Below are 13,624 nucleotides of genomic sequence, written 5' to 3' on the forward strand. Positions count from 1 at the left end.
ACGTGTCGCGGGGTGGAGCAGTACGGTAGCTCGTCGGGCTCATAACCCGAAGGTCGTAGGTTCAAATCCTGCCCCCGCTACCACAGAAAATCAAACGGTTACATCTTAATGGATGTGACCGTTTTTTCTTTTTGTGACAAACGCAAACAAGGGCAAGCCCAAGCACTCACCCTCTCATTAGCAACATTTCATGTCATGAAAACAATACTTATAAAAGAAGAGGCGCAATGCGCTATTTTTGAACTGTCTGCAAAAAACGGACGAGCGTTCGGCAAATGACTTGATCGTACTTCCGCTCGTTAGTGACAAGCTCGGCAGCAGCGTTAATCGGCGGAATACAGGTGCGGTAGGCACAATCCGTAATCATGGCGCAATATGAGTCAGCCACGGCGGCAATGCGCCCCAACTGGCCAATACTCTCGCCCTTCAATTTATTGGGATAACCGGTACCATTAAGCCGTTCATGATGTTGAATAACTGGTTCGACAATTTCCTGCCGCGCCAAATTCAACTTTGTCAAAAGCTCCACCCCGGCATTAGGATGTTCTCGCATAGTTCGCCTTTCGGATGTAGTAAGTTGCTGAGGCTTACCGAGCATCAACGGAGAAAGTCGCGACATGCCTATGTCATACAACAAAAAACCCAACGCGACTGTTTCCAACAGTTCAAGCGAAATCTCACCCTTATTCAATTCAACATATATGGCCAAAGCAATGATCGATGCGTTGATACGCCGTCTTTCAACGGAAAGGTCTGCATGCACATCCTTGACTAGTCGGGCAATTCTTTGCGGATCCTGAATCAGATAAACACAAAGAGATCCTACGGCTCGCTGCAAATCTTCAAGATGCCCCCCCAAATGATGAGCATAAAGCGCTCCCTGCCGACGATTCAATTCATTAACAAAAAGCCCGGCTTTCTCTTCCCATGTCAAATTCGGATCTTCAAGTGCAGTATCAAGATTACAGGCCACGCATTCAGTATATTGTTCAATTTGATTACGAGAAAAAAACAATAAGCCTTTTTCACTCAAATCACGGACCTTGATCCGCAAATGCCGATCAAGACCTCGCCCAGCAACATACACAGGCGACAAAACCCGAATATCCTCCTTCCAATGGAAAAGATTCACCGGATACTGTTGCCGAGGAAAACAATCTAAAATATTGGGATCTATCTGATTGTAATCTTCTGTACTTATACCGTCTGAACAATCAATTTCTTTGACGCCCAGCATATTTTCCTTAATAGCCATCACCTCGCCGAATCCGGGGACATCTCTCCGGGCTCAAATTCATAGAAGAACAAACAAATAATCACCGATAAAGCGTGTTTAAAACACTTAGCATCAACTCCCTAAGACCGACCCAGACATATTGTCAAGCACACTCCTATGGAAAAACCGAAAAATCAATACACTACAACTTGATATGTTGCCAAAAAAATCAATACGCTGAGATATAAACACAGTATTATCATTAAATCCCCATACGACAAAAAAAAGGTCCAGCCTTTCGACTGAACCTAAGATTTTATATACTAAACGAAAAACTATGCGTATTCGGGTGAATCTATAATGAGTTGGATAGTATCACTGACCGAGTCATACCCGTCAGCAAAAGATCCCATCGGCATTTCATGTGCGACCGAAATCGAAGTTGCCCCCAAAAGACTGACCGCAACGAATTCACTCCCCACATCGCCCTGACTGTCACCTAAGAAAAGATCATCAGGAGTCAAGATATCGAGCGAGGACGAAGAATCTCCGGCTTCTGGCACCATGAGCGGCTCGAGCCACTCACTAGGTGAAATGGTATCGCCATAGTCATCGCCTGTCGCAGAATTATCCATATTGCCACCAGCAGCCGTCTCAATAGATTGATCTGCATCATTAAAGGCAAAAAGATAAATATCGCCGGGAACTTCTTCACCACCCTTCAATTCAAATGAAGGAAGTGCATTTTCTTGAGCTAGAGCCAGATAGTCCTTGATAACAACAGAACCACCTCCCTCCCCAGTAAAGACAAGGTCATTACCGTTGCAGGAAAAAACAACTTCGGAAACGAAGAATGTAAATTTAACAGGTACATCAGAAGAAATCTGATACTCGACGACCTCTCCCGCTTTAGGTAGAGATACTTCGAGATTTGATGTGGAACTGATCTTGTCCGCCATAAGATCCTCCTGGAGCATTTATAGAAAAAGTCTAAAAATAATCATTCCATAGTGCTTTCTTGAAAGTAGCCGAAATCAACAGTTTTCGTCAACTCAAAAAAACTTTATAATCCAAACGGTTACGATGTGGACAATTCAACAGCCATAAAAAGCACCACAACCAGACCCTTATGGGTAATAATTTTCGGCTAAACGCTTTTATGACGATTAATAAAAATTTTCCACAGCATCCTGTTTATAAGAAGAAAGGCGCCACGCATACCCCCCAGCCGTATTCACCGACATAAAACTGACAATTATTTGATTTTCATGCAAAAATAAAACCAAATAAATTTATAAAAAAACATATTCGCATTTGCCTTTGTTCCTGTTGAAACATATTATACCAACATTTCTTCAACCATTGTCGGACGTTCATAATCATGATCACATTCAAAGATACAACCATTGGCGCTCTAGAATTTTCTGTCCGGTGGGAACAAAACAACATTCAGCACGAAGAATGGTTCCTTGGCCGGAAATTTAATCCGGTCAATGACATTTTCCCTCGCGGTATGCGTGAAGCTCTGGAAGGGAAAAGGGTTGGTGACTCGGTAGCAATCACCTACGAGCCACGTATGTGTATTCCCCGATACAAGGAAAGCATGGTTCAAACTTTTGATTTGGACCGCTTACGACCCAAAACGGTACAAGGCGATCCCATTATTCCTCGTGAAGGAAGATTCTACCCACAGGGACATGTAAATGGTCTGCTAGATATTTATCCAGACACTCTCACACCTTTTCGCCTGACGGAAATGGATGAAGACACTTTTACAGCAGACCGCAATCATCCTCTGGCCAATATCCCTGTCACTATCACTGCCACTATTCAATATATGGAAAAACGCGGGACAGGCACATATGGCTCCCTTACCCACTGGCGCGAAAAGACATGCGACTGGGGCCCAGGTATGCAGGCAACGCATGACGACGATCCCACGGACTTCTTCCATCCTACGTTCTTTGATCGAAAAACCACAGAAGACACCCCCTTCACCCCACCGCCTGTGGATGACACAGCCAAAAAAAATCTTGATAAAGCATATGATCGATTCATTAAACCGGATATGCGCGTCCTTGATTTCTCCATGGGAACAAAACGCCCCCAAGGGAAATTCGATGCAGCGGTATGTACTTTCTCCGTCGAATACATGCACAGACCTGTGGATACAATCCGGTACGTCAGCCACTTTTTGGAACCCGGTGCCCCCATTGTCATAGGATTCTCAAACACATTCGACGAATCCAACGTCATTCAAGGCTGGAAAGAAATGCATGAATTCGAACGCATGGGGCTGGTGCTGGAGTATCTACGCTTCACCAAACTCGACAACGAAGCGGGAACCCTCTCCTTCCGTAACGATTGGCGACATGAGGATGACCCGCTGTTCAGAAAAACCAAAGGTATCAGCGATCCAATCTATGTCGTCTACGGACACAAGGCGAAATAAAGAAAGCCCCGGAGAAAAATCCTCCGGGGCTTTCTTATCTTCTATAAACCAAGCCTAGTCATCCAGTTGGATGTCCTTGCCTTCCAACACACGATTCATGTTGCGCACTGCGCACATTTTACCGCACATGGAGCAGGAGTCCTCATGCTCCGGCTTGGATGACTCACGGAACTCACGAGGACGAACCGGGTCCATGGCGATGTTGAACATGGCTTCCCAATCGAGAGCGGCACGGGCCTTGGACATTTTGTCATCCCAGTCACTTGCACCAGGGTATCCCTTGGCGATATCAGCAGCGTGAGCAGCGATACGGGTAGCGATGATGCCCTCTTTCATATCTTCCATAGTAGGCAGACGCAGATGCTCCGCCGGAGTGACATAACACAGAAAATCCGCACCGGACATACCCGCGATAGCACCACCAATAGCAGAAGTAATATGATCGTAACCGGGAGCCACATCTGTCACGATAGGACCGAGCACGTAAAACGGTGCACCGTGGCACAGCCTTTTTTCCATCATCATATTGCCGGCAATCTCACCCATGGCCATGTGACCAGGGCCTTCGATCATAACCTGAACATTACGCTCCCAAGCACGCTTGGTCAGCTCGCCCAAAGTAATGAGCTCTTCCACCTGACAAGCGTCAGTGGCGTCATGCAGACAACCGGGACGACAACCATCACCAAGGCTCAAGGTAACATCATACTCTTCACAAATGTCGAGCAGACGGTCAAAATGCTCGTAGAACGGATTCTCTGCATTATTAATTTCCATCCACGTAAAGAGTAAGGAACCACCGCGTGAAACAATATTAGTCAGTCGTTTGGCATCCTTGACCTTTTCTGCAGTATGCTTGTTCAAACCGCAGTGAATGGTCAGAAAGTCCACACCGTCTTCAACATGACGTTGCACAACATCAAAAAACTCGTCCACAGTTATATCCTGCAAATTCTTGTCATAGAATCCTACAGCATCATAAATGGGTACGGTACCGACCATTGCCGGAGACATTTTCACCAATTTCTGACGAAACTCCTGGGTCTTGCCATAGCAAGACAGATCCATAATGGCCTCGGCCTTGAGGTCCAACGCAGCCTGGACCTTGTCCAATTCAGGATCTACATCGCTGCAATCCTTGGAAATGCCCAAGTTAACGTTGATCTTGATACGCATGCCTTCGCCAACGGCTTCGGCATCCAGGCTGGTATGATTCTTATTGGCCGGGATAATAACGGTTCCCCTGGCCATACGCTCCATGAGGTCCTCGATACGGATATTTTCCTTACGAGCCACGGTTTCCATCTGGGGGGTGACGATGCCTTTACGAGCCGCGTCCATCTGAGTGGTGTATGATGCTGCCATGCTTACTCCTTCGCTGCTTCAATCTCATGACGAAGCGCGTTGATTTTTTCGTTTATATTTTCTTCACCGACAATTTCAGTCACTAACGCCACGCAAGACGCGCCACGCCGTACAACTTCGCCAATGTTATGTTCTTTGATACCGCCGATAGCTACGAATGGGATATCAATATTGTTGACGACATAATCCAGATATTCGAACCCCACGGGATCTACGACATCTTCTTTTGTAAAGGTTTTGAAAATCGGTCCGACTCCGATGTAATCCGCACCGCGCTTGACTGCATCACGAGCCTCAGCCGGACTGTGGGTAGACAAACCAATGGTCATCTCTTCGCCCACCAGTCGTCGCACAGCCTCCACAGGCAGATCTTCCTGGCCGATATGAACGCCGTCCGCGTCAACCAGTCGAGCCAATTCGATATCATCATTGACGATAAATGCGGCTCCGGCCTCACGGGTCATATCTCGAATAACGAGACACTCCTCGTACTTGGCGCCCATCTTCTTTTCCTTTTCACGGTACTGGACCAGCTTGATTCCGCTGTCCAACATCTCCCGCACGACATCTATATTGGACCGTCCCAACGAAAACTTTTCGCCAGTCAGACAATATAAATCCGTATCAAGAATGGTATTTCGCGTAATTATCCGCGCCATCATTTGCCTCCTTCAGCTTCATATCGATTCAGGAAATAGCTGAGCACCACGTCCGCCTGCTTGGCGGCGGCAATGCCCACTCGTGGTGAAAACGGCGGATTTTCATCCGTACATTCGGTCACCCCGTCACCGATAAGATAGAAGTTATCGCGCACTTTACGCGTGATCATGGCGTCACTGTTACCAGTACCGCCCATGCCTGATGCGGCAACAACAAGCACTCCTTTAGGGAGCAAGGTCTCCACCAATGCCTTTTTGGCTTCCGGGTCATCAAAAGCCTCAACCACCACATCGCACTCAGCAAATAATTCTGCCATGTCCTCGCCTGTCACCTTGCCAATACACGGCTCCAGATCAAGGTCAGGATTGACGGCCAACAGATTGGCGGCCAAGGCTTCCACCTTATATTCACCCACCTGCTGCGCTATGTACGCCTGCCGATTGAGATTGGACGGCTCAATACGGTCAAAATCGACCAGCACAAACCGCTTGAACCCGGAACGCACCAAATGCATGGCACAATTGGACCCAAGTCCGCCCGCACCAGCAATGCCTACGGAGACCGTCTGCAAAAAAGCCAGACGGTCTTTGCCCAAGTAAGCAGCTATACCTTGCTCGGTCCGGTTCATGCGCTCGCCTTTGCCTGCAACTCGATGGGTTCCCAATCCTTAAAGATCGGCTGATATCCACACCGACGCAGCATTTCACACATTTCTTCCACGCTCCGGGTATCTGCAATCTCAAACTGACCGACCTGATCGTGGTCCTGAGTGTGACCGCCCACAGCAGTGGTGACACCGGCAGACATTTTGGTCACGCCCAACGGCAGAATTTGTTCACGGAATTCAGCTGATTCACGTGTGGAAACAGTAATACCAAGACGTGGCAAGAACAGTCGCAAAGCAAGCATGTACTGTACGAGGTCTCTGTCATCTGCAATACTCGCAGGCTGATACTCTCCTGCATGAGGCCGCATCCTTGGCGGCGACACAGAAATATCCACCTCAGGATACTTGTGCATAAGATAAGCCGCATGCATCCCAGTAAAAAAAGCGTCCCGATGCCAATCTCCCAAACCAAGCAACGCACCAATGGTTACCACGCGCATTCCGGCCTGACAGCCGCGCTCTGGGGCATCCAACCGATACCTATAGTCCTTCTTCGGACCTTTGGGATGCAAGGTGGCGTACAATTCCTCGTTGTATGTCTCCTGAAACATGGTCAGACCATCAGCTCCAGCAGCCACCAAACGTGCATATTCATCCTGATCCATGGCAAAAACTTCAATGGAAACGGACGGAAAGTGCTTCCGAAGTACTCCCATGCAATCCTCAAGATAATCCACTCCAGCCTTGGCCGGAGCCTCGCCTGTAAGAATAAGCAAATGCTTGAGGCCTGTGTCGGCAATGGCCTTGGCCTCCACATCCAATTGTTCCAAGGACAATTGATCACGAGGAATGTCATTCTTGCAGTTGAAACCGCAATACACACAGTGATTTGAACAAAAATTGGACAAATACAGCGGTGTAAACAAATGTATGGCCCGCCCAAAATTCTGGGCAGTCAAACGACTCGCCTTTTGCGCCATTTCTTCGAGAAGAGGCACGGCAGCAGGACTCATAAAATTCATGAAATCTTCAATAGTCGGCGTCATCTTGTTCAAAGACCGACGAACATCCTCCGCTGTAACTGCGGCAAACTTCTCATCGAGAGGTACAGAAGCGTATTCTGCAAGTACTGAATAGAAACTCACTTTACTCACCGCCCAAAAAGCCCGTCAGGGGAGATGATGCGTCCGCATGCACTTTGGTGGCACCCGGACCGGACAGATAGGCTTCACGCCCTGCCTTGACTGCGCGACCGAAGGCCTTAGCCATCACGCGAGGATCAGAGGCCGTAGCAATAGCCGTATTCACCAGACAGGCATCTGCTCCCATTTCCATGGCTTCACACGCCTCGGAAGGACGGCCAATACCTGCATCAACAATAATTGGAAGGTCAATTTCCTCAATAAGAATACGAACCATCTCGCGGGTTTTGAGGCCACGATTCGTGCCGATAGGCGCACCCAAAGGCATGACAGCAGCAGCACCAGCATTTACCAAACTTTGGGCCACATACAAATCAGCATTGACATAAGGGAAGACGATAAAACCTTCCTTGGCCAAGATTTCCGTGGCCTTGGCTGTTTCATACCCGTCGGGCAACAAGTATTTATTGTCAGAAATGACCTCGATCTTGATCCAATCTCCACAGCCCATGGCGCGGGCCAGTCGAGCGATACGTACAGCTTCCTCTGCGGTACGAGCGCCTGACGTGTTGGGCAAAAGTTGCATATGCTTTGGAATGAAATCCATAACATTGCCAGTACTGGACTCAAGGTCAACACGCCGCAAAGCCACAGTAATAACCTGCGAACCTGAGGCTTCGCAGACATCTGGAACAATCGCGTCGTCACCATATTTACCGGTGCCAGTGAACAATCTGCTGTTCAGCTTCACGCCACCAATTTCAAATATATCTTCACACATGATTCTCTCCTAACCTCCACCCACAAAACGAAGAACCTCTAAATGGTCCCCATCATTGAGCGAAGTAGTATCGAAGTTTTCACCGGGCACGATGTCACCATTCCGCTCTACCACGACAACTTGCGGCGAAACATCTTTGCTTTCGAGCAGAGCGAGGATCGTCATCCCCTCCGTCACATTTACTTCCTTGCCATTCAGAACGACAATCATGAGCATCTCCTTTGAGTTCCCGATCACAAAAAAAGCGCTTACCCTATAAGGGCAAGCGCGGTCTGACGGAATATCAGTTGCAACCAGCTTCCCTACGGCGGAATTAACCGCATCAGGTTCGAAGGGTTGGACTACTTCGTCCATCTCAGCCCCAATCAAGAGGCTCCCCTAGCTGCGGAGAAGATTATGCCTTTTGTTTCTCCCTGTAAAGCCCACACAATAAAAAACATCATATCAATAAAAACCTAAAGTTATCGCAACAATCGGCCGATATAGTTGCCGTGACCACATAAAAATAGGGGAAATCTCTCATGTTCTCGACCATGTTTCAAGCCACAGGTTTCAAGCGAACTCTTGATCTGTGCAAACAAGGTAAAATTGATGAAGCGGCGGTGCTTCTCAAAAGTCTCCAGGATGAATTTCTGGCAGTCTGCGAAGAGAATGAAGCACTTAAAGAACAGTTGTCAGAGGTAGCCGATGTCCTTGATCTTGCCGAAAAAATACAATTCGACGGCCAAAAATATTGGCTTACGGATGAAGGCGAAAAAAAAGGACCGTTCTGTCAGGTTTGTTATGATCGCGACGGACTGCTGGTTCACCTCCATGAACATAAAAACCATTGGGAATGCCAGAGTTGTCATGGACTCTATATGGTACAACAGGACTCACAGACAGAAACCAAGAAAAAAACAATATTGCGAACAACGTTAAAAAAAACCATTCCACTCTTTCTCGAACAAGAAATGGTTTAAGATGATTCTCACAAAAAAAGCCCTCGCTCGGATATCCGGACGAGGGCTTTTTTATTATTTCCTTTTAAAGAAACTGGGTGCCAAACAATGTGGCTTCACGAACCCATATTTCAAGAAGCTGCTTGTCGTCGAACTTTATCACTCCATAAGCCAAATCTTCGACATCCATACCAGGCAGATAAATAAGCACAGCCACATTCTTTGTGACCCTGCGGTTTTCCTTCCACAAAGTGGTCGAAAAATCCTTGAGTGAATCACGCGTCGGTTTCTTCGTGGTAGACATGAATACTTTAAGGGTAATCCATGCCTCACCAAGCTGCCTGGTTTCCGACTTTTCCATTACACGATACTTGTATCCGTGAGCCGTTTTGTTCGGTGTGGGATCAGGCTTTTTCGTTTTGGCAAATTTTTTCCGATCAATGGTAATCGTCTTCTGCCCACTCGCCGAAGACTTTGAAGTCGATGCGGCAACTGGTTTAGGTTTAGAGACAGGTGCAGTAGATTTTGAAACCGACTTTGTAGAAACTGTCGGCGCAGGTCCAGCAGATAACGCCAGTTCCCGTGATTGACCCGTCGCCGCCCGCGTCCCCTTATCCATAATGGATTGCAAGGAATAACCGATAGCCCGTCCTTCTATTAGGACTAATTCATTACGATTAAACACGGCATACCAACCATGCTGCAACAATCCGACCTGAACCGTATCGCCCGGTTTCAAAGTCCTGTTCAAAGACGAACCAGTTGTCCGGTCAGCATGCACATTGATCAATGTCGTTGCCGTGACAAACTTCGGTTTGGGTGCTGCTACAGGAGTTGGTGGCGGAGTTGTTGCCACATTGCCGCTGACTTGTCCCTGACCACTGACGACATCATCTGGCTCAGTCACCACAGGTATGTCTTCTTCAACCTGAATCGGCTGTGGCTTGGAGACTTTAGTCGCCTTGGCCAATGTCTTTTTGCTAGCTGGTTTGAAATATTTGACACTGCTGTAACCAAGGCCATTTAAATTGGATCGAATGGTGGCATTTGGCAAAAAGACACGGGCCCAATCTCCGTCAGGGAAATCAATGCGCACATGCGTTCCGGCCTTAAGCGTTTCAACCTTCCTGCCACTGACATCCGGTTTTGTCCGAACATTCAATGCGCGATAGGTATATACCAATTCCCCCAACTCTTTGGGTTCGTACCGCGTCCGTTTTTTCTGAAGATATTTCGCATTGGAAAAACCAATGGCCGCGCCTTCGCTCCCATCCGTTGCATCCGGCTCATATATAGCCACCCAACCGTCACGTGAATGAGCTATTCTGACTTTTTGGCCAGCATACAGATTACCGACCCATTTTGCCTTGGGAGACCGACCATCTCGTAAATTCAAAGGCCTATCCGTGTACCGAATTTCACCAAACGCAAAGGCCTGTGCAACTGCCATCACAAGGAGACAAACGATGGTCGCCGTAAGTATCGCTATTTTTCGCATTATTCCGTCCCCGCTACATCATCGAATTAAGTTCACGGATAACGCGATCCGTAATATCCATGGAATCAGCTACAAACCCGATAATTTCCGGGTCTGTCAGGATCAAGGTAAACCCCATTTCCTTGGCAATGGTCCTGAGATACGAATCTGCCCGTCGCATGACAAATTGAATAAGACGGCGCTCCTCGCTCTGAATTTCCATATTGCTGTTTTTTACCAAGCGTTCATAATCTCGAACGGCCAAACGCATCTCTTCTTCCTTGGATTGCTGCTCAGTCACGGAAATGGTTTCCACCTTGAGGCTCTCCTGCAACGACTCAACAACGGCTAAGGCATCCCGAACTCTCCGGTCCTTCTCTCTACCGAGCCGCGCCAGATCATCCTGAGCGATCCTGCCAATTTTGGATTCATTGATAATCCGCTGAGGATTAACAAATCCCACCTTGGACGTCTGGGCCAAAGCCGTTCCACCTAAAAGCAGGAACAAACCAAACATGGCCAGAGATATTTTCATAATTTTCATGGAGATGACTACCTTGTTAGCTCATATAATGGGGCAATGTATCCGAAAATGGACATCCTTGTCGACCATTTACAATGTCGTCAAAGGATCAAGGTCAAGACTTGTGCGCACGGATTTCAAATTTGGGTTGGCCGCGGCCATATGTCCATACAACGTCCGCACTTTGGCCCAATCGTCTGACTTGAGCAAACAATTGAACCGTTTACGACCACGCAGCATAGAAAGTGGTGCAGGCGCAGGCCCGAGGACATCAATACCCAACTTCCGTCCGTGCTCATGCAGAACTTGAGCGAAAAGCGACACAGCCGCAGGGCCGTCCTGATACTGAGCCGGGAAACTGATACGGACAAGAGCCATCCTGGAAAATGGCGGATACTTGAACATGGATCGCCGAGATATTTCCCGTTCAAAAAAACCGGCATAGTCACCGGCCACCACTTCAGTCCAGATAGGATGCCCCGGATTCCGTGTCTGAATGAGAACTTTGCCCGGGTTGTCTCCACGCCCGGCACGCCCTGCCACCTGTACCAACAACTGAAATGTCCGTTCCGTAGATCGATAATCCGGCAAATTCAAACCAAGATCACCGTCAGCAACCACAACAAGAGTGACACCGGGGAAATGGTGTCCCTTAGAAATCATCTGAGTGCCGACAAGAACTTGGGCTTCCTTACGGCCAAAGGCTCCAAGGATTTCCTCCATCCGCTCCTGTCGCCGGGTAGCGTCCCGATCAAGACGCAACACCTTGGTGCCTTCGGGCAAATGTTCCTGCAAAACTTCTTCAAGCCGCTCAGTACCTTCGCCCATGGGCACGAAACTCGTTCCACCGCACTTCTTACACGTCAATGGATACGAATATGTCAGGCCACAATAATGGCAAACAACGCGCTGACGATCCTTATGATATGTCATGCCCACTTCGCACTCTGGACACCGCACGGTCTCCGTACAATCCAGACAATACATGAGCGGTGCATATCCACGCCGGTTGAGCATGACAATGACCTGCCCTCCGACCTCAACGGTCTCACGAATGGCCTCTTCCGTGGCAGGTGCCAACAGCTTGCTGCCACCTTTCATATCGGTGATGTCCACCAACTCCACACTCGGCAATTCGCTATCACCAACACGTTCTTTTAACGCAGACATGGCAATGATGCCCTGTTTGGCGGCCTGAAATGTTTTTACATCCGGTGTAGCAGAACCGAGCAACAACAAGGCTTTACTCAACCCGGCCCTGAACCAGGCGACTTCCTTGGCGTGATATGCCAATCGTTCTTCCTGTTTATAGGACTCGTCATGTTCTTCATCGAGCACAATCATGCCAAGAGTCGGCACAGGCAAGAAAAGCGAGGATCGCGTCCCAACCACAATAACGGGACCGGCTTCGCAGGATAATCCCTTAAAAGTCCGTTCCCGTTTCTTGGGACTTTGATAACCATGATAGAAAAATGTTTGCGCAGTCGGGAACCGTTCTTTTACGGTACGATATAACTGACAGGCCAAGGCAACTTCAGGAGCAAGCAGCATAACGGATCGACCGTTTGTAAGACATTTTCGAGCCATCTCAAGATACAGAACAGTCTTGCCGCTACCAGTCACTCCATGAACAAGATGCGGCCCGCCACCGTTCTCCATGGTCACTGTCATGGCTTCCATGGCCGCCTGCTGTTCATCAGTCAGCGTATATTCACATTCATCACCACAGGGCGCCACCGAACCAGCTTCATCAACTTCTGCCAGCGTATCCGCCGTCAGTTCCCCTGTACGAACAATGGATACACCCTCCAGCTTGGCCACAGTAGCCGCAGTCCAATCGCCCAAAGCATATCGCAAAGAATACAAACTCTGTGGACCATGCTCCAAAAGATATTCCAAAAGACGAAGCTGTCGTTTTGCATTGGGTCTGACTGCCCATGGAGGATCAGATTCCAACGACACAAACCGTTCTTCGGCTTCACGCTTGGCATTGACGCGCACTCGCATCCGCCCGGCAAGCCACAGGTCCATGAGTGCGATCTGATCCGCCTCTTCAAACCGTCCAATTTCCGCAGGGCGCACCGAACCGGGCAACTTACGATCAGACATGTGCTTATCTACTCGAAAAGTGACCGCAGCCGTGCGCAAACCTCGCGGTAACGCTATTTCAAAAATACGCCCGACATTCACCATTTGACGCGCCGCAAGATTCACGGCCATATCCACATATTCTTCACTAAAAAGCTTTGTCCGCTCCAAAGGCCAGATCATAGGCTTAACCGCGACCCCTTCCGGGGCCTGCTCAGCTGGACCGACAATAATGCCCACGCGATGGGATTTGCCAAATGGAATGATAACCCGCTGTCCGGCGGACAAATCTGGAAAAAAAGAAGGCCGCTCGTATGTCCACGCTTCATAGGGCGGACTGACGAGCGTTACCTGCCATAGATCGGCCATATG

The 13,624-nt window shown here is 48.5% G+C and carries 13 protein-coding genes, 1 tRNA gene and 1 riboswitch; of the genes, 3 read left to right on the top strand and 11 right to left on the bottom strand.

Features of this window, described 5'->3' with window-relative positions; all coding sequences use genetic code 11:
- Positions 1-6: 6 nt before the first annotated feature.
- Positions 7-83: transfer RNA gene (locus SYK_RS05320), tRNA-Met, on the top strand.
- Positions 84-232: 149 nt separating this feature from the next.
- Here SYK_RS05320 and SYK_RS05325 read toward each other — a convergent pair.
- Complete coding sequence (locus SYK_RS05325; RefSeq protein WP_281762563.1) at positions 233-1,255, bottom strand: HD-GYP domain-containing protein; 1,023 nt, start codon at positions 1,253-1,255, stop codon at positions 233-235.
- A 296-nt stretch (positions 1,256-1,551) separates the two neighbouring features.
- Entirely contained in the window at positions 1,552-2,175 is a 624-nt protein-coding gene (locus tag SYK_RS05330) for a hypothetical protein (RefSeq protein ID WP_281762564.1), read from the bottom strand.
- A 422-nt stretch (positions 2,176-2,597) separates the two neighbouring features.
- Between SYK_RS05330 and SYK_RS05335 the strand changes: the two genes are divergently transcribed.
- Positions 2,598-3,668: a peptidylprolyl isomerase gene (locus SYK_RS05335; RefSeq protein WP_281762565.1), complete on the top strand. Its 1,071-nt coding sequence runs from the start codon at positions 2,598-2,600 to the stop codon at positions 3,666-3,668.
- Positions 3,669-3,722: 54 nt separating this feature from the next.
- On the opposite strand, the gene thiC is transcribed toward SYK_RS05335, so the two are convergent.
- The 6 genes from thiC to thiS are packed head-to-tail and all read right to left on the bottom strand — an operon-like array spanning position 3,723 to position 8,433.
- The gene (gene thiC / locus SYK_RS05340; protein ID WP_281762566.1) at positions 3,723-5,033 is read right to left on the bottom strand and encodes a phosphomethylpyrimidine synthase ThiC; all 1,311 of its coding nucleotides are present in this window, start codon (positions 5,031-5,033) and stop codon (positions 3,723-3,725) included.
- A gap of 2 nt (positions 5,034-5,035) precedes the next feature.
- Entirely contained in the window at positions 5,036-5,695 is a 660-nt protein-coding gene (gene thiE, locus SYK_RS05345) for a thiamine phosphate synthase (RefSeq protein WP_281762567.1), read from the bottom strand.
- On the bottom strand, positions 5,692-6,321 hold the full coding sequence (gene thiF / locus SYK_RS05350; RefSeq protein ID WP_281762568.1) for a sulfur carrier protein ThiS adenylyltransferase ThiF: 630 nt from the start codon (positions 6,319-6,321) through the stop codon (positions 5,692-5,694). Before thiF ends, thiE begins: the two co-directional genes overlap by 4 nt.
- Complete coding sequence (gene thiH, locus SYK_RS05355) at positions 6,318-7,445, bottom strand: 2-iminoacetate synthase ThiH (protein WP_281762569.1); 1,128 nt, start codon at positions 7,443-7,445, stop codon at positions 6,318-6,320. Before thiH ends, thiF begins: the two co-directional genes overlap by 4 nt.
- Before the next feature lies 1 nt (position 7,446).
- A complete protein-coding gene (locus SYK_RS05360; RefSeq protein WP_281762570.1) occupies positions 7,447-8,223 on the bottom strand; it encodes a thiazole synthase in 777 nt (258 codons plus the stop codon).
- A 9-nt stretch (positions 8,224-8,232) separates the two neighbouring features.
- Positions 8,233-8,433, bottom strand: coding sequence for a sulfur carrier protein ThiS (gene thiS / locus SYK_RS05365; protein WP_281762571.1), 201 nt, complete (start codon positions 8,431-8,433; stop codon positions 8,233-8,235).
- A gap of 72 nt (positions 8,434-8,505) precedes the next feature.
- Positions 8,506-8,613, bottom strand: a riboswitch (TPP riboswitch).
- Between the two features lie 131 nt (positions 8,614-8,744).
- Here thiS and SYK_RS05370 point away from each other — a divergent pair.
- Positions 8,745-9,185 carry a hypothetical protein gene (locus SYK_RS05370; RefSeq protein ID WP_281762572.1) on the top strand — a complete coding sequence of 147 codons (441 nt, stop codon included), beginning with the start codon at positions 8,745-8,747 and terminating at the stop codon, positions 9,183-9,185.
- A gap of 64 nt (positions 9,186-9,249) precedes the next feature.
- On the opposite strand, the gene SYK_RS05375 is transcribed toward SYK_RS05370, so the two are convergent.
- The 3 genes from SYK_RS05375 to priA all read right to left on the bottom strand — a co-directional run bounded on the left by SYK_RS05375 (position 9,250) and on the right by priA (position 13,621).
- Positions 9,250-10,662 (bottom strand): SH3 domain-containing protein, encoded by a 1,413-nt coding sequence (locus SYK_RS05375; RefSeq protein ID WP_281762573.1) that lies wholly within the window; start codon positions 10,660-10,662, stop codon positions 9,250-9,252.
- 13 nt (positions 10,663-10,675) lie between these two features.
- Positions 10,676-11,185, bottom strand: coding sequence for an OmpH/Skp family outer membrane protein (locus SYK_RS05380; RefSeq protein ID WP_281762574.1), 510 nt, complete (start codon positions 11,183-11,185; stop codon positions 10,676-10,678).
- Positions 11,186-11,254: 69 nt separating this feature from the next.
- Positions 11,255-13,621: a replication restart helicase PriA gene (gene priA / locus SYK_RS05385; protein WP_281762575.1), complete on the bottom strand. Its 2,367-nt coding sequence runs from the start codon at positions 13,619-13,621 to the stop codon at positions 11,255-11,257.
- Positions 13,622-13,624 lie beyond the last annotated feature (3 nt).

The sequence above is a fragment of the Pseudodesulfovibrio nedwellii genome, from assembly GCF_027923765.1.
Taxonomy (GTDB): domain Bacteria; phylum Desulfobacterota; class Desulfovibrionia; order Desulfovibrionales; family Desulfovibrionaceae; genus Pseudodesulfovibrio; species Pseudodesulfovibrio nedwellii.